Annotated in this window: 14 protein-coding genes; 6 read left to right on the top strand and 8 right to left on the bottom strand. The window is 65.3% G+C overall.

What is annotated here, in order from left to right:
• Nucleotides 1-19 precede the first annotated feature (19 nt).
• From ntrX to dusB, 5 genes are all read right to left on the bottom strand, one after another.
• Nucleotides 20-1,456 (bottom strand): nitrogen assimilation response regulator NtrX, encoded by a 1,437-nt coding sequence (gene ntrX / locus AC0WR5_RS10955; protein WP_475863084.1) that lies wholly within the window; start codon nucleotides 1,454-1,456, stop codon nucleotides 20-22.
• A gap of 11 nt (nucleotides 1,457-1,467) precedes the next feature.
• Complete coding sequence (locus AC0WR5_RS10960; protein ID WP_475863086.1) at nucleotides 1,468-3,666, bottom strand: sensor histidine kinase NtrY-like; 2,199 nt, start codon at nucleotides 3,664-3,666, stop codon at nucleotides 1,468-1,470.
• A 154-nt stretch (nucleotides 3,667-3,820) separates the two neighbouring features.
• A complete protein-coding gene (locus tag AC0WR5_RS10965; RefSeq protein ID WP_475863088.1) occupies nucleotides 3,821-5,194 on the bottom strand; it encodes a response regulator in 1,374 nt (457 codons plus the stop codon).
• A complete protein-coding gene (locus tag AC0WR5_RS10970; RefSeq protein ID WP_475863090.1) occupies nucleotides 5,194-6,330 on the bottom strand; it encodes a two-component system sensor histidine kinase NtrB in 1,137 nt (378 codons plus the stop codon). The genes AC0WR5_RS10965 and AC0WR5_RS10970 overlap by 1 nt, the downstream gene beginning before the upstream one ends.
• The gene (dusB, locus tag AC0WR5_RS10975) at nucleotides 6,327-7,331 is read right to left on the bottom strand and encodes a tRNA dihydrouridine synthase DusB (RefSeq protein WP_475863092.1); all 1,005 of its coding nucleotides are present in this window, start codon (nucleotides 7,329-7,331) and stop codon (nucleotides 6,327-6,329) included. Before dusB ends, AC0WR5_RS10970 begins: the two co-directional genes overlap by 4 nt.
• A gap of 185 nt (nucleotides 7,332-7,516) precedes the next feature.
• Here dusB and AC0WR5_RS10980 point away from each other — a divergent pair, with 185 nt between their 5' ends.
• The 3 genes from AC0WR5_RS10980 to AC0WR5_RS10990 are packed head-to-tail and all read left to right on the top strand — an operon-like array spanning nucleotide 7,517 to nucleotide 9,706.
• Complete coding sequence (locus tag AC0WR5_RS10980) at nucleotides 7,517-8,656, top strand: bifunctional 2-C-methyl-D-erythritol 4-phosphate cytidylyltransferase/2-C-methyl-D-erythritol 2,4-cyclodiphosphate synthase (protein ID WP_475863094.1); 1,140 nt, start codon at nucleotides 7,517-7,519, stop codon at nucleotides 8,654-8,656.
• Nucleotides 8,653-9,183: a phosphatidylglycerophosphatase A family protein gene (locus tag AC0WR5_RS10985; protein ID WP_475863096.1), complete on the top strand. Its 531-nt coding sequence runs from the start codon at nucleotides 8,653-8,655 to the stop codon at nucleotides 9,181-9,183. Before AC0WR5_RS10980 ends, AC0WR5_RS10985 begins: the two co-directional genes overlap by 4 nt.
• Nucleotides 9,184-9,208: 25 nt before the next feature.
• Nucleotides 9,209-9,706, top strand: a complete 498-nt coding sequence (locus tag AC0WR5_RS10990; RefSeq protein WP_475863097.1) for a CinA family protein — start codon at nucleotides 9,209-9,211, stop codon at nucleotides 9,704-9,706.
• A gap of 17 nt (nucleotides 9,707-9,723) precedes the next feature.
• Here the strand turns inward: AC0WR5_RS10990 and AC0WR5_RS10995 are convergent, their stop codons facing one another.
• Nucleotides 9,724-10,167 (bottom strand): type II toxin-antitoxin system RatA family toxin, encoded by a 444-nt coding sequence (locus tag AC0WR5_RS10995; protein ID WP_475863099.1) that lies wholly within the window; start codon nucleotides 10,165-10,167, stop codon nucleotides 9,724-9,726.
• Between the two features lie 82 nt (nucleotides 10,168-10,249).
• Between AC0WR5_RS10995 and hpt the strand changes: the two genes are divergently transcribed.
• The 3 genes from hpt to AC0WR5_RS11010 all read left to right on the top strand — a co-directional run bounded on the left by hpt (nucleotide 10,250) and on the right by AC0WR5_RS11010 (nucleotide 12,009).
• Nucleotides 10,250-10,792 (top strand): hypoxanthine phosphoribosyltransferase, encoded by a 543-nt coding sequence (gene hpt, locus AC0WR5_RS11000; RefSeq protein ID WP_475863100.1) that lies wholly within the window; start codon nucleotides 10,250-10,252, stop codon nucleotides 10,790-10,792.
• A gap of 3 nt (nucleotides 10,793-10,795) precedes the next feature.
• Nucleotides 10,796-10,969: a hypothetical protein gene (locus AC0WR5_RS11005; protein WP_475863103.1), complete on the top strand. Its 174-nt coding sequence runs from the start codon at nucleotides 10,796-10,798 to the stop codon at nucleotides 10,967-10,969.
• A 146-nt stretch (nucleotides 10,970-11,115) separates the two neighbouring features.
• A complete protein-coding gene (locus tag AC0WR5_RS11010) occupies nucleotides 11,116-12,009 on the top strand; it encodes a c-type cytochrome (protein WP_475863104.1) in 894 nt (297 codons plus the stop codon).
• Here AC0WR5_RS11010 and AC0WR5_RS11015 read toward each other — a convergent pair.
• On the bottom strand, nucleotides 12,006-12,821 hold the full coding sequence (locus AC0WR5_RS11015; protein ID WP_475863107.1) for a hypothetical protein: 816 nt from the start codon (nucleotides 12,819-12,821) through the stop codon (nucleotides 12,006-12,008). The two genes, AC0WR5_RS11010 and AC0WR5_RS11015, sit on opposite strands and share 4 nt — an antisense overlap.
• 72 nt (nucleotides 12,822-12,893) lie before the next feature.
• Nucleotides 12,894-13,844: a lipoyl synthase gene (gene lipA / locus AC0WR5_RS11020; RefSeq protein ID WP_475863109.1), complete on the bottom strand. Its 951-nt coding sequence runs from the start codon at nucleotides 13,842-13,844 to the stop codon at nucleotides 12,894-12,896.
• Between the last annotated feature and the right edge of the window lie 59 nt (nucleotides 13,845-13,903).

Raw genomic sequence — 13,903 nt, forward strand, 5'->3', positions numbered from 1 at the left:
ACCGCCCGACACCAAGGGGTTATTCCGCCGCGGTGGTCACATGCTCGTCTTCCATGTCCTCGTCCTCGATGCGGGCAATCCGGCCGCCGGCGCGGTTCGTCGTCACCACGTTCAGCGACTTCAGCTTGCGGTGCAGCGCCGAGCGCTCCATGCCCACGAACTGCGCCGTCTTCGAGATATTGCCACCGAAACGGTTGATCTGGGTCAGCAGGTATTCCCGTTCGAAGGCCTCGCGGGCCTCGCGCAGCGGCAGCATCGCCAGCGAACCGGAGAGCACCACCCGTCCCTCGCCATCGGCGGCGCGGTCTTCCTCGCTGGGCACTTCGCGCACCGTGATCTCCTCGGTGCCATCGCCCAGGATCAGGATCCGCTCGATCATGTTGCGCAGCTGGCGCACGTTGCCGGGCCAGGACATGGTCTGAAGCAGCGCCGCGGCCTCTTCCGAAAGGGCCCGTTTCGGCAGCCCCTGAGAGCTGTGCAGCACATCGGTGAAATGCTCGGCCAGCAGCGGGATGTCCTCGCGCCGTTCGGCCAGCGAGGGCACCGCCACCGGCACCACGTTCAGCCGGTGATAGAGCTCCTCGCGGAACCGGCCCGCGGCGATCTCGTCCTCCAGGTTGCGGCTGGTCGAGGACAGCACCCGCAGGTCGACCTTGACCTTGTCGCTGCCGCCAACGCGCAGGAACTGCTGATCCACCAGCACCCGCAGGATCTTGGATTGCGTGCCGAGGGGCATGTCGGCCACCTCGTCGAAATAGATCACCCCGCCGTGGGCCTGTTCCAGAAGCCCCGGCTCGATCCCGCGCTCGCCGCTTTCCCGGCCAAAGAGCACCTCTTCCATCCGGTCCGCCTCGATCTGGGCACAGCTGACCACCACGAAGGGTTCGTCTGCGCGCAGCGAATTGGCATGGACATAGCGCGCCGCGCTCTCCTTGCCGCTACCCGAGGGGCCGGTAAACATGACCCGGCCGTTCGACTTGGTGATCTTGTCCAGCTGCGAGATCATCGCGCGATAGCTGGCGGACTGCCCGATCATCTCGGCCACCTGGCCATCGCGTTTCTTCAGCTGGCTGTTCTCGCGGCGCAGGCGGCTCGTCTCCATCGCGCGCCGGATGACCACCAGCAACTGGTCGATATTGAAGGGCTTTTCGATAAAGTCATAGGCGCCCTGCTTGATCGCCGCCACGGCGATCTCGATGTTGCCATGCCCCGAAATGATGATGATCGGAATATCGGGGTTGTCGCGCTTCACGGTCTTCAGAATGTCGATCCCGTCCATCTGGCTGTCCTTCAACCAGATATCCAGGATCATCAGCGCCGGCGCATCCGAGGCGATCTGCCCCATGCATTCGTCGGAGTTTCCGGCCAGCCGCGTGCTGAACCCCTCGTCGATCAGGATGTCGGAGATCAACTCGCGGATATCTCGCTCGTCATCAACAATCAGAATATCGCTCATGTCTGCCCTCGTCAGTTCTTGTCGTTGGTGCACGGTTTCAGCGGCAGCCGGATCACGGCCATGGCCCCGACCCTCTCGCTGCCGTCAAAGGCCGGCGCATCTTCCAGAGCAAGTGTCCCACCATGCTCCTCGATGATCTTCTTGACGATCGGCAGGCCCAGCCCGGTGCCTTTTTCCCGTGTCGTCACATAGGGTTCGAACAGGCGCGTCCGATCCGCCGGAAGGCCCACCCCGTTGTCCGCGATGCGGATCACCGCCTCGGGCACTGCGCCCTCGCGGTCCACCGCAAGCGCGATGCGGATTTCCGGCCTGTAGCCCTCGGGGGCGCCACGTTCCCGCAGCGTCTCGGTGGCCTCGCCGGCATTCTTGATCAGGTTCGTCAGCGCCTGGTGGATCATCGTCGCATCCAGGTCCGCCGGCAGAACCTCATCCGGCAGATCGACGCCAAAGCTTACCTCGGGCTGCCCGCTCTCCTGCAGCAGCACCGCATCGCGCACCAGCCCGGTCAGGTTCTCCTGGCGCCTTTTCGGCTCGGGCATCCGCGCGAATTTCGAGAACTCGTCGACAATGCGGCGCAGGTCGTCGGTCTGCCGCACGATCATGTCGGTCAGGTTCTCCAGATCACCGGCCTGGTCCTCGGCCAGCTGGCGGCCGAACTTGCGCCGGATCCGCTCGGCCGACAGCTTGATCGGCGTCAGAGGGTTCTTGATTTCATGGGCAATGCGCCGCGCCACGTCGCCCCAGGCGGCCATGCGCTGTGCGGTCACGAGGTCGGTCACATCGTCAAAGGCCACCACGTAGCCTTCGCGTTCGCCTTCCTCGTTGCGCCGTGTCGACATCCGCACCAGCAGGTTTTCCAGCAGGCCGGAGCGCATCACCTTGATCTCCTCCTGCACCACCTCGCCGCGACTGTGCAGCAGATGCGTGAAGAGCGGGCCGAACTCGGGCACGGCCACGCTGATCGGCATCTCTTCCTTGTCCTCGCTCCAGCCCAGCAGCCGCTCGCCGGAACGGTTGACGAAGGTCACCCGCCCTTCCGCGTCGAGGCCCACCACGCCCGAGGTGACAGAGGAGAGCACGGAATCGAACAGCCTGCGCCGCTGTTCGATCTGGTCGGTGATCTCCTGCTGCATCTCGCGCTGATGCTTCAGCTCGCGCGTCATCGCGTTGAAATAGCGGCTGAGTTCGGCGAATTCGTCGTTGCCCGCTTCCTCGTAGACGCGGGTATCGAGGTTGCCTGAGCCCACCTGTTGGGCCGCGCTGGTCAGCCGGCCCACGGGCTTCGACAGCCGCTCGGCAAACCACAGGCCAAGCCAGATCGCCGCAAGGATCAGGATCACCGCGAAGCCCAGGTAGAGCAGAGCGAACTCGAAGAGCACCCGGCCCCGCTCGTTCTCGAGCTGCTGATAGAGGCGCACCGTCTGCTGGGTATCGTCGAGAAGGTTCAGGATGCCGCCATCCACCGACCGGCTGACATAGAGATAGCGGTCCGGGAACCGGTCGAGTGCCACCAAGGCGCGAAACTCGTCGTTGTCCCAATCCTCGATGATCGAGATGCCCTTTTCCCGGGCCTCGTCCATCTGGTCGCGGGTCGGTTCCTCGTAATTGAACAGATAGGAGCGGTCGCCACGGGCACGTATCTCACCGGCACCGTCAATCACGTAGGCCTCGCGCAAGCCGCGCTGGATCTGCGACTGGCCGGTGGTCAACACCTGCCGCAACTCGCCATCGCCCACGTAGAAAGCCGCGTCGCGGCTGGCATCCAGCAGCTTGCCGAGCGCCATGGCGTCCTCGGTCAGGTCGTCGCGGTGCTCGTCCTCGTAGGCAGTGGCCGCGGCGAGCGAAGTGCCCACGACCTGCCGCACCCGGTCCGAGAACCAGCCCTCCAGACCGATATTGATGGTCAGCGCGGCAAAGACGGCGACAGAGATCGTCGGGATCAGTGCCATCAGGGTGAAAACGCCGGTCAGCCGCAGGTGCAGCCGCGATCCTGCCGACTGGGCACGCCGCGCGGCCACCATGCGGGCCACGCGCTGCAGCACAAGGGCCGCAACGGCGAGGATATAGACAAGGTCCGCCAGCAGGACGAGCCGCAGCGACAGCGACGACGCCCCCTGATCCAGCGGCCCCATGACCAGAAAGGTCGCAAGAACCAGAACGGGCCCCAGGATCACAAGACCCAGCGTAGCCACGTTCTGCAACTTGCGCATGCGCCGGAGCCGCAGAACGCGGTCCCAGCTTCGTTGTCGTGCCCGGGTCGCCACAGGCTTCCCCCGCCTTGATGTGGCCCCTTGCGAGGCCATCCGCCATATCATGTGGCTCGTCATGGGGCTGTCCCCCATCGGCCACGGTTATGTGGCGTTTTTACATCAACTTGCGGCGCCGTGTCACGCGAATATCCAGATCGGTGATCTTCTTGCGCAAAGTATTGCGGTTGATCCCGAGCAGATCGGCACATTTTGCCTGATTTCCGCCCGTCGCCTCCAGGGCGATCTCGATCAGGGGCAGCTCCACTTCCTTCAGGATGCGGGCATAGAGGCCCGGCGGCGGAAGCATGTTCCCGTGCAGGTCGAAATAGCGGCGCAGGTGACGCGCAACGGAACCCGAGAGCTTCTCGGTGTCGCCCTGCCCGCCCAGCAGCGGCTCGGTCTCGGGCTGGTTGCCCAGAACGGCCTCGACCTCGGCGCGGCTGATCTCGTCGGTACGCGCCGTCAGAACCAGGCGCCGGATGGCGTTTTCCAGCTGCCGGACGTTGCCGGGCCAGCTGTAGGTGCGCATCATCTCGAGCGCATCCTCGGCCAGGTAGCGGCGCATCGCACCCTCGCGCTCGGCGCGCTGCAGGAAGTGGTCCACCAGCAGCGGGATGTCGTCGACGCGCTCGCGCAGGGCCGGAACGTTGATCGTGGCACCGGTCAGCCGATAGAACAGGTCCTGGCGCAGGTCGCCGTCTTCCATGGCGCGGTTCAGATCGGTCTGCGACGTGGCCATGAAGCGCGGCAGCATGTCGGTGGGACCGTCCATCATGCGCACGATGCGGGCCTGCACCTCCTGGTCGATATCGGCGATCTCGTCAAAGAGCACCGTGCCGCCCTTGGCCCGGGCCAGAACCCGCGCCGGGCCTTCCAGGTCCTGCAGGTCGCTGGCCGAAACGGCCACGAACGGCAGGTTGCGGCGATCGCTGAAATCGTGGATCGCCTTGGCAATCAGGCTCTTGCCGGTCCCGCTCTCGCCTGCGATCAGTACCGGCAGATCGGTGTTCATCACCCGCGCAACCAGCCGATAGAGCGCCTGCATCGCCGGCGTGCGGCCCACCAGGGGCAGCTCGTCGGGGCGTTCCTTTTCCTCGACCTTGTTTTCCTTGGAGGGCGCGCGCTGGCGCTGTTCCAGGGCCCGCGCCGTGCGCTTCATCAGGTCCGGCAGGTCGAAGGGCTTTGGCAGGTAATCATAGGCCTCGGCCTCGGCCGCCTGAATGGCGGTCATGATCGTGTTCTGCGCCGAGATCACGATGACAGGCAGGCCGGGCCGGTCCTGGCTGATCTTCGGCAGCATCTCGAGGCCATTGCCGTCGGGCATCATGACGTCGGAGATGACCACGTCACCCTTGCCCTCGCCCACCCAACGCATCAGCGTCGTCAGCGAGGAGGTGGCATGCACCTTGCAGCCGGCGCGGGTCAGCGCCTGGGTCAGAACCGTGCGGATAGTGCGATCGTCGTCAGCGACGAGGACAGTGCCGTCCATCAGTCAGTCTCCTCTTCGAGTATTTCCTTGGGCGCCCGCGGCAGTGAAATGCGGAACACGGTCTTGCCCGGAACCGAAGTGACGGAAATCCATCCCTCGTGATCCGAGATGATCTTGCTCACCAGCGCCAGGCCAAGCCCAGTGCCGTTTTCCCGACCCGACACGAAGGGGTCGAAGATATCTGCGGCGATGTCCTCGGGCAGGCCCGGGCCATCATCCTCGATCTCGATCTGCAGCGGCAGGGAGCGCCCCTTGCCGTCCGCGCGGCGCAGCCGGAAGCTGTGCTCGAAATAGGTGTGCAGGCGGATCCGCCCGCCGCCGGGGCCTGCTGCCTGGGCCGCGTTCTTCAGCAGGTTCAGGATCACCTGCAGCAGCTGGTCCGGGTCGCCGTGGGCCAGCGGCAGCGAGGGATCGTAATCCTCGACGATCTTCATGCTGGCGCCAAAGCCCAGCAGCGCCGAACGCCGTGCGCGGTCCAGCACGTCGTGCAGGTTCACCGGCTTCAGGTCGGGCATCGTCAGGTTGCCGAATTGCTCGACCTGCTCCAGCAGCTTCACGATCCGCCGGCTCTCGGCCACGATCAGGTCGGTCAGCTCCCGGTCTTCGGCGTTCAGGTTCATCGACAGCAGCTGGGCGGCCCCGGTGATCCCGGCCAGCGGGTTCTTGATCTCGTGGGCCAGCATCTCGGCCATGCCGATGGCCGATTTCGCCGCCGATTTCACGCTGTGGTCCTGGGTCATCCGCCCGGCCAGCTCCCGTGGCGAGATCAGGAAGATCATGTAGCCGGGCCGGTCGTTCAGCGGCGCGATCTGCAGGTTGCAGTGCAGCGGGGCCCGCTCGCCGGTGCCCACGTCGACATCATTTACGAAGAGCGGCGACGCGGTTTCCCGTGCCCGCTGGAAGGCCTCTTCCAGCGGGCTGTCGATCATCACCCGCTCCCAGACCTTCTGGCCCCGGATCGACTTGGCCGAGGTATTCAGGAACCCCTCTGCGGCCGAGTTGATCGAGACGATGGAATCCGTCGGGTCGAGCATCAGCGCAGGCACCGGCAGCGAGGCCCAGACCTGGCTCTCCTCCAGTTCCGCGATGGCCGCCTGTGCCTCTTCGGATTCCAAATCTATGACCTGCGTGTTCATGCAGCTGCCGCCTCCGGTTGCTTGTCATTGCCGGGTCCCGCCGCCAGAGCCTCCGGCAGCAGGGCCTGTACCTCCTCGGGATCCGTGGCCCGCAGGATGCGCCCGCGCAGGGCGCCACCGGTTGCCGCCGTATCCATGTACCAGCCCAGGTGCTTGCGCGACACGCGCAGCCCCAGGTCACGCCCGTAAAAGCCGAGCATGCGTTCGTAGTGATCCTCCACCATGGCGACGAACTCGCCGGCATCAGGCGCCTCCGGCACCCTGCGTCCGGCCAGCGCCGCCGAAACCTGTGCCAGCAGCCAGGGCCGCCCCTGCGCGCCACGCCCGATCATCACGCCATCCGCCCCGGACAAGCGCAGCGCCTCGGCCGCGCTCCCGGCATCGGTGATGTCGCCGTTGGCGACCACGGGGATCGAGACCGCCTGCTTCACCGCGCCGATCGCGGCCCAGTCGGCATTGCCCTTGTAGAACTGACAGCGCGTGCGGCCATGGATGACCAGCATCTGTACCCCGGCCCCCTCGGCCCGCCTGGCCAGCTCCGGTGCGTTCAGCGTGCTGTCGTCCCAACCCAGGCGCGTCTTCAGGGTGACCGGCACCTCGACCGCATCTGCCACCGCCTCGATCAGCGTCAGCGCATGATCGAGATCGCGCATCAGCGCCGAGCCGGAGAGCCCGCCCACGACCTTCTTGGCAGGGCAGCCCATGTTGATGTCGATGACGGCGGCGCCCTGCCCTTCGACCTGGCGCGCCGCTTCGGCGATCCAGTAGGCATCGCGCCCGGCCAGTTGCACCGAAGTCCTGTCGGCGCCAAAGCCGAGCTCTGCCTTTTCGCGCACGCCGGGCTTGGCCTGTACCATCTCCTGGCTCGCAACCATCTCGCTGACAACCAGATCCGCGCCGAAACGCGTCACCAGATCCCGGAAGGGCCTGTCGGTAATTCCCGCAAGGGGTGCAAGGCAGACCGACGGTGCAGCTTTATCAAACAGAGTCGAAAGGAACATGCCTAATCCTTGAGCATCAGCCTATCGGATAGACCGAAGCTGGAGTGGAAACAACAAATCTGGTCGAAATCAGGGGGGCGAAGAGTTCCCGTCGCCCGTTTTTTAGGCACACACGCGGAGCGCGGCAGATTGCCCTGACCTTGCAGACACCCTATTGCAGGCCGTGCAGCAGAAGGAAGTGCGAAATGAGCGACGCCGCCATCATCGTCGCCGCGGGGCGCGGCACACGGGCCGGAGGGGACCAGCCGAAACAATGGCAGCCGCTGGCCGGGCGGCGGGTGGCCGACTGGACGCTCGCGGCGATCCGCGCCGCGGGCCTCTCGCCCGTCGTGCTGGTGCTGCATCCCGATGACATGGAGACCCCGGGCCTGCCCCAAGACGTCATCCGTGTGGCCGGCGGTGCCACCCGCGATGCCTCGGTGCGCGCGGGCCTTGCCGCGCTCGATCCGGCGCAGGTCGAGAACGTGCTGATCCACGATGTCGCCCGCCCCTGTGTGCCTGCGGATGTGATCGCCGCCGTGCGCGCCGCCCTCCAGGCGGGTGCGCAGGCCGCCGCACCCGGCCTGGCGGTAACGGACGCGCTGTGGCGCGGCGAGAACGGCACCGTCGCGGGCGTACAGCCGCGCGAGGGCCTGTTCCGGGCCCAGACGCCGCAGGGCTTTCGCCTGCAGCCACTGATTGCCGCCCATGCCGCCCACCCCGGCGGGGCCGCCGACGACGTGGAAGTGGCCCGCACCGCCGGGATCACGGTTGCCATCACGCCCGGAAGCGAAGACAACCTGAAAATCACCCTGCCCGGCGATTTTGCCCGGGCAGAGCAGATCCTGAAGAACCGGAAAGATCACATGGATGTAAGACTGGGCAATGGCTATGACGTGCACGCCTTCGAGCCAGGCGACGGCTGCTGGCTCTGCGGCATCAAGGTACCGCACGACAAGGCACTTAAGGGCCATTCCGATGCCGATGTCGGCATGCATGCCGTCACCGACGCGATCTATGGCGCCCTGGCCGAGGGCGACATCGGACGGCATTTCCCGCCGTCCGATCCGCAGTGGAAAGGCGCCGAGAGCCATATCTTTCTGCGTCACGCGGTGGAACTCGCCCGGTCGAAGGGCTACCGTATCTCCAACATCGACTGCACGCTGATCTGCGAGCGCCCAAAGGTCGGCCCCCATGCCGCCGCCATGCAGGCCCGCATGGGAGAGATCATGGGCCTGCCCGCGGACCGCGTGTCGATCAAGGCCACAACCTCCGAGAAGCTGGGCTTCACGGGCAGAGAAGAAGGGATCGCGGCGATTGCGACCGCGACGCTGGTGAGCGCATGACCGCAGAAAACACTCCGAAGAGCGGCACCGCCCTGACACACATGATCGCCACCGTGGGCGGCGTCGGCCACCTGAAGCCCGCGCCCGGCACCTGGGGATCGCTCGTGGCGCTGCCACTGGCCTGGCTGGTCAACCTGATCGGCGGCGCCTGGCTCTTCATCGTGCTGCTCGTCGTGATCACCCTGCTCGGCTGGTGGGCCACCAAGCAGGAGATCGCCGGACAGGCCGAGAAGGACCCTGGCGAGATCGTGGTGGATGAACTGGCCGGCCAGTGGATCGCCCTGCTGCCGGTGATCCTGGGCGCCGACATGATGGGGGCCGACGTGCTCCGCCTCTATCCCGGCTGGATCGTGGCCTTCCTCGCCTTCCGCTTCTTCGACATCCGCAAGCCCTGGTGGGTGGGCCGTATGGACCGCCGCAAGGGCGCGACAGGCGTGATGGCAGATGACCTGGTTGCCGGGGCCCTGGCGGCCGTGGTCGTGGTGATCGCCGCGGCCATCGGCCACGCGATCATGTTCCTGACCTGACCCAGCCCAAGCCACGGAGGCCGACATGACCGACCGCCCCGAAGCCGACCCCGGACTGGCAGAAGCCACCCTCGCCGCCTGTCGCGCGGCCGGGATGACGCTGGCCACCGCAGAAAGTTGCACCGGAGGCCTGGTGGCCGCAGCGCTGACGGATATTGCGGGCTCTTCCGACGTGGTTCTGGGCGGCGTCGTGTCCTACTCCAATGGGGTCAAGATGGCCCTGCTGGGGGTAGAGGAGGCGACGCTGGCGGCCCATGGCGCGGTATCCGAAGAGGTCGCGCGACAGATGGCAGAGGGGGCCCGCAGCGCCACCGGCGCCGATATCGCAGTATCCACCACCGGGATCGCCGGCCCCGGCGGATCGGAGTTCAAGCCCGAGGGCCGCGTCTGCTTCGGCATCGCCACGGCACGGGACACCCGGGCGGAAACGGTGGAATTCGGCGCGCTCGGCCGCGCCAACGTGCGCGCCAAGAGCGTTGAACATGCGCTGATGATGGTGCTGGCCGTGGTCGAGACGCACTAGGCGCCCCGGGCGGGGTCTCAGCTGTAGAGTTCGGCGGCGCGGCGCTCGAAGGCGCGGACGATGCGCTGCATCGCCTCGTTGAAGACCACGCCGATAATGCCCTGCAGAACGGCATTCTTGAACTCGAAATCAACGAAGAAATCGACCTCGCAGCCCCCTTCCACATCGCGGAAGGCCCAGTTCGACTTCATGTAGCGGAACGGCCCGTCGAGATACTCGGTGTCGATCTGCTGCTTTTCCGGCCAGAGCACGACGCGGCTGCCGAACTTCTCCCGGAAGACCTTGAAGGAGATCACCAGATCGGCATCCATCACCGAGTGGTCTTCCATCGGGGTGACCTTTCGGATACGAGCCGCAGCGCACCAGGGCAGAAACTTGGGGTAGCTCGCGACATCGGCCACCAGGTCGTACATCTGTTGCGCCGTGTAGGGCAGTTTTCTGGTCTCGCTATGGGTCGGCATATCGCCCCGGTTCTGCTGTGAGTAATCGTTTTGCTTGCGGGCCTGATGTCTTACACTGGCCCGGTATATTCAAGGGGAAACCATGGCTTCGCGTCCATATGTCATCGACGAAATGATCTCTGCAAAGGAGATCGCCGCCCGGATCGAGGCGCTGTGCAGGGAAATCCGCCAGACCTTTCCGGCCGATGAACGGCTGGTCGTCGTGGGCCTGCTGCGCGGCTCCTTCGTCTTTATCGCCGACCTGGCGCGGGAACTTGCCGACCGCGACGTCGAGGTCGATTTCCTCGAGGCCTCGTCCTATGGCAACTCCACCGAGAGCAGCCGCGAAGTGCGGATCCTGAAGGACCTGCGTGGCGAGATCGAGGGCCGAAACGTGCTCGTCGTCGAGGATATCGTCGACACCGGCTATACGCTCAGCCACGTGATTTCGCTGCTGAAATCGCGTCAACCCAAGCGGATGAAGACCATCGCCCTGCTCGACAAGCCGTCGCGCCGCGAAATCGACATCACCGCAGATTACATAGGTTTCGAGATCCCCGACGAGTTCGTCGTGGGCTATGGCATCGACTATGCGCAGCGCAACCGCAACCTGCCCTACATCGGCAAGGTGCGCTTCACGGAGTAAACCATGCACTGGTTCCTCAGGATGAGCCGATGGGTGCGCAACCCACCGTCGACGCGCATGGTGATCATGGTCGTGGCCATCGTGGTGGCCGGCCTGGCGATCTGGGGCGCCGAACAGCTCTGGGGATTTCCGGAATGGCTTACCCCCAACAAGATGCGCGGCCCCGGCCGCTTTTGAGCAGCCAGTGACCGCCGGGAGCATCCCTGATCAATTTGTGAGAGATCGCGCAGAACTTGTCTGCTAGGCTTTGCCTTATACCGCGACGGAGGGCGGGACCACCTGAACGTGTGCCCGCCCCGCAGCCCCGGCAAAAGGCAATTTTCATGCGCAGATTCATCGTTTTTCTTTCCGTTCTCATCGTCATCGGCCTCGGCGTGGCCTGGTGGGTGACACGCCCGCAGCCCCTGCCCGACACCGCAATGAACGACCTGACGGGCGATCCCGTTCACGGCGAAGAGGTTTTCTATGCCGGGGGCTGTGCCTCCTGCCACGCGGCGCCAGGCGCCGAGGGCGAGGCCAAGCTGGTGTTGGCCGGCGGCCTGCCGCTCGCCTCGGATTTCGGCACCTTCTACGCTCCCAACATCTCGAGCGATCCGGACGCCGGCATTGGCAACTGGACCGCGCTTGATCTTGCCAATGCGATGAAACAGGGTGTCTCGCCCGATGGAGAACATTTCTACCCGGCGTTTCCCTACACGACCTACACCCGCGCCACCCTTCAGGACATCGCCGACCTGCATGCCTTCCTGCAGACACTGCCGGCCGATGCGACTCCGAGCAAGCCCCATGACGTGGGCTTTCCGTTCAATATCCGGCGCAGCCTCGGTGGTTGGAAGATGCTCTATCTCGACGACGACTGGGTGATGCCCGACCTGGAGGAAGAGCAACTGAAGAGAGGCCGTTACCTCGTTGAATCCCTTGCACATTGTGGTGAGTGCCATACACCGCGCAATGCCCTTGGCGGGCCCGACACCAGCCGCTGGCTGGGGGGCGCACCGAACCCGTCGGGCGATGGTCGGATCCCGAATATCACCTCGGGCGGGCTCGACTGGTCGGCGGACGAGATTGCCGAGTACCTGTCTTCCGGCTTTACCCCGGATTTCGACGTGGTCGGCGGCGAGATGGCCGACGTCGTGGCCAATACCTCGCAGCTGAGCGACGAGGATCGCGCCGCGATTGCGGCCTATGTCAAGGCCGTGCCACCGGTCGAGAACTAACGCATCCGGTCGACGGTGCTGCTGCCGATGACGGCAAAGCCGGTGACCGCCATGCTGATCTCGTAGCGTTCGGCGCTGAAGGTCGTTACCGCCTGCCCGTCTGCGGGCATCACGCTGGTGGTCGCCGAGGCGTTGATCGTCGCCGTTGAAATCGTGACGGCGATCGTGCCGCGCTGAACCTCCTGCCGGAGATCCTGGATCATGGATTTGCGGCGGGTGTTGCGTTCGGCCTGCTGACCGAGGCGCAGGCCCCTCTCGAATAGCTCGGCGTTATTGGGTGCGAAGAGCGTCACGACCGAGAGGCGCGCCTGCAGTTCGATCTCCTGCATCACGGCCTCGGCCTCCAGCCGCGCGTCGACCTGAGCCACGATGGCGGCATCGACGACCACCGCGCGGGTCTCCGCGTCGAGGGGGATCGCCTCCTCCGGGCTGCGGAGCTGCGCCAGGCTCTCCTGGCCCAGCTTGTAGGTCTCGATGGCGATGCGGTGCAGCGGCGGCATGTCCTCGGGCAGATCGCCCGCAAGGTAGCCCTCGACCACCTCCTGCCCGCCGAGGGCATCGGAGAGCAGCGCATAGGTCTTGTCGAGCTCCTTGCCCAGGAGATCGGCCAGCGTGGCAGTCCAGTCGACATCGCTGCCGGTCTTCTTGATCTGCCCGGGCGCATGGGCGTGGGCGAGCGTCGAGACGATCTGCGGCGCCTTGACCTGAGGCCCGCGGGAGAACCCCACGGCGATCACATCGCGGACCCGCCCCGCCTGAAAGCTGGAAATCGTGGCGCCAAACGCCGGGGAAGAAGAAACGGAAAAGCCCATGACACCACCGCTGCGAAAGGCACCGGGTGTATCATGGGCCAGAAGTCTTAACGGCGACTGACGTGCCGTGGATCAGGCGCGGCCGAGCTTCTTCAGCCGGGCATCGCGCAGGCGGGCGAAATCGTCGCCGGCGTGATAGGACGACCGCGTCAGCGGCGTGGCCGAAACCATGAGGAAGCCCTTGTTAAACGCCGATTTCTCGTAGCTGGCGAATTCCTCGGGCGTCACGAAACGGGCCACGGCATGGTGTTTCGGCGTCGGCTGCAGATATTGTCCAATTGTCATGAAATCGATGTCGGCCGAGCGCATGTCGTCCATGACCTGAAGCACCTGGGGGCGTTCCTCGCCCAGGCCGACCATGATGCCGGACTTGGTGAAGATCGTCGGATCGAGCTCCTTCACGCGCTGCAGCAGGCGCAGCGAGTGGAAGTAGCGCGCGCCGGGACGCACCTCGTGGTAGAGGCCGGGCACGGTCTCGAGGTTGTGGTTGAAGACATCCGGTTTCGCCTCGACCACGGTTTCCAGCGCGGAGGGCGCGCATTTCAGGAAATCCGGCGTGAGGATCTCGATCGTGGTGGAGGGCGAGCGGTGACGCACGGCGCGGATCGTCTGGGCAAAGTGCTCGGCGCCGCCATCCTCGAGGTCATCACGATCGACCGAGGTGATCACGACGTGATTGAGCCCAAGCTTTTCAACGGCATGGGCGACGCGGCCGGGCTCGAAGGCATCGAGCGTGTCGGGGCGCCCGGTGGCGATGTTGCAGAAGGTGCAGCCCCGCGTACAGATGTCGCCCATGATCATCATGGTGGCGTGACCCTGGCTCCAGCATTCACCGGCATTGGGACAGCCCGCCTCCTCGCAGACGGTGACCAGGCGGTTTTCCCGCATGATCTTCTTCGTCTCCATGTATTCCTTGGAGGTGGGCGCCTTGACCCGAATCCAGGAGGGCTTCTTCGGCTGGGCGTTGTCCGGGCGATGCGCCTTCTCGGGGTGACGCTGTTCGGGGATCTTCAGATCACGCATGTCTCTTCGGTCTTTCCTGGCCAGTCACTGCAACGGGGCAGATATCGAACACGGGCTAT

It is taken from the genome of Pseudooceanicola sp. DL12 (genome assembly GCF_056270665.1).

Bases quoted from the DNA above. Each gene is read 5' to 3' on its own strand.
- ntrX (WP_475863084.1), bottom strand. From the start codon at position 1,456: ATGAGCGATATTCTGATTGTTGATGACGAGCGAGATATCCGCGAGTTG.
- AC0WR5_RS10960 (WP_475863086.1), bottom strand. From the start codon at position 3,666: ATGCGCAAGTTGCAGAACGTGGCTACGCTGGGTCTTGTGATCCTGGGG.
- AC0WR5_RS10965 (WP_475863088.1), bottom strand. From the start codon at position 5,194: ATGGACGGCACTGTCCTCGTCGCTGACGACGATCGCACTATCCGCACG.
- AC0WR5_RS10970 (WP_475863090.1), bottom strand. From the start codon at position 6,330: ATGAACACGCAGGTCATAGATTTGGAATCCGAAGAGGCACAGGCGGCC.
- dusB (WP_475863092.1), bottom strand. From the start codon at position 7,331: ATGTTCCTTTCGACTCTGTTTGATAAAGCTGCACCGTCGGTCTGCCTT.
- AC0WR5_RS10980 (WP_475863094.1), top strand. From the start codon at position 7,517: ATGAGCGACGCCGCCATCATCGTCGCCGCGGGGCGCGGCACACGGGCC.
- AC0WR5_RS10985 (WP_475863096.1), top strand. From the start codon at position 8,653: ATGACCGCAGAAAACACTCCGAAGAGCGGCACCGCCCTGACACACATG.
- AC0WR5_RS10990 (WP_475863097.1), top strand. From the start codon at position 9,209: ATGACCGACCGCCCCGAAGCCGACCCCGGACTGGCAGAAGCCACCCTC.
- AC0WR5_RS10995 (WP_475863099.1), bottom strand. From the start codon at position 10,167: ATGCCGACCCATAGCGAGACCAGAAAACTGCCCTACACGGCGCAACAG.
- hpt (WP_475863100.1), top strand. From the start codon at position 10,250: ATGGCTTCGCGTCCATATGTCATCGACGAAATGATCTCTGCAAAGGAG.
- AC0WR5_RS11005 (WP_475863103.1), top strand. From the start codon at position 10,796: ATGCACTGGTTCCTCAGGATGAGCCGATGGGTGCGCAACCCACCGTCG.
- AC0WR5_RS11010 (WP_475863104.1), top strand. From the start codon at position 11,116: ATGCGCAGATTCATCGTTTTTCTTTCCGTTCTCATCGTCATCGGCCTC.
- AC0WR5_RS11015 (WP_475863107.1), bottom strand. From the start codon at position 12,821: ATGGGCTTTTCCGTTTCTTCTTCCCCGGCGTTTGGCGCCACGATTTCC.
- lipA (WP_475863109.1), bottom strand. From the start codon at position 13,844: ATGCGTGATCTGAAGATCCCCGAACAGCGTCACCCCGAGAAGGCGCAT.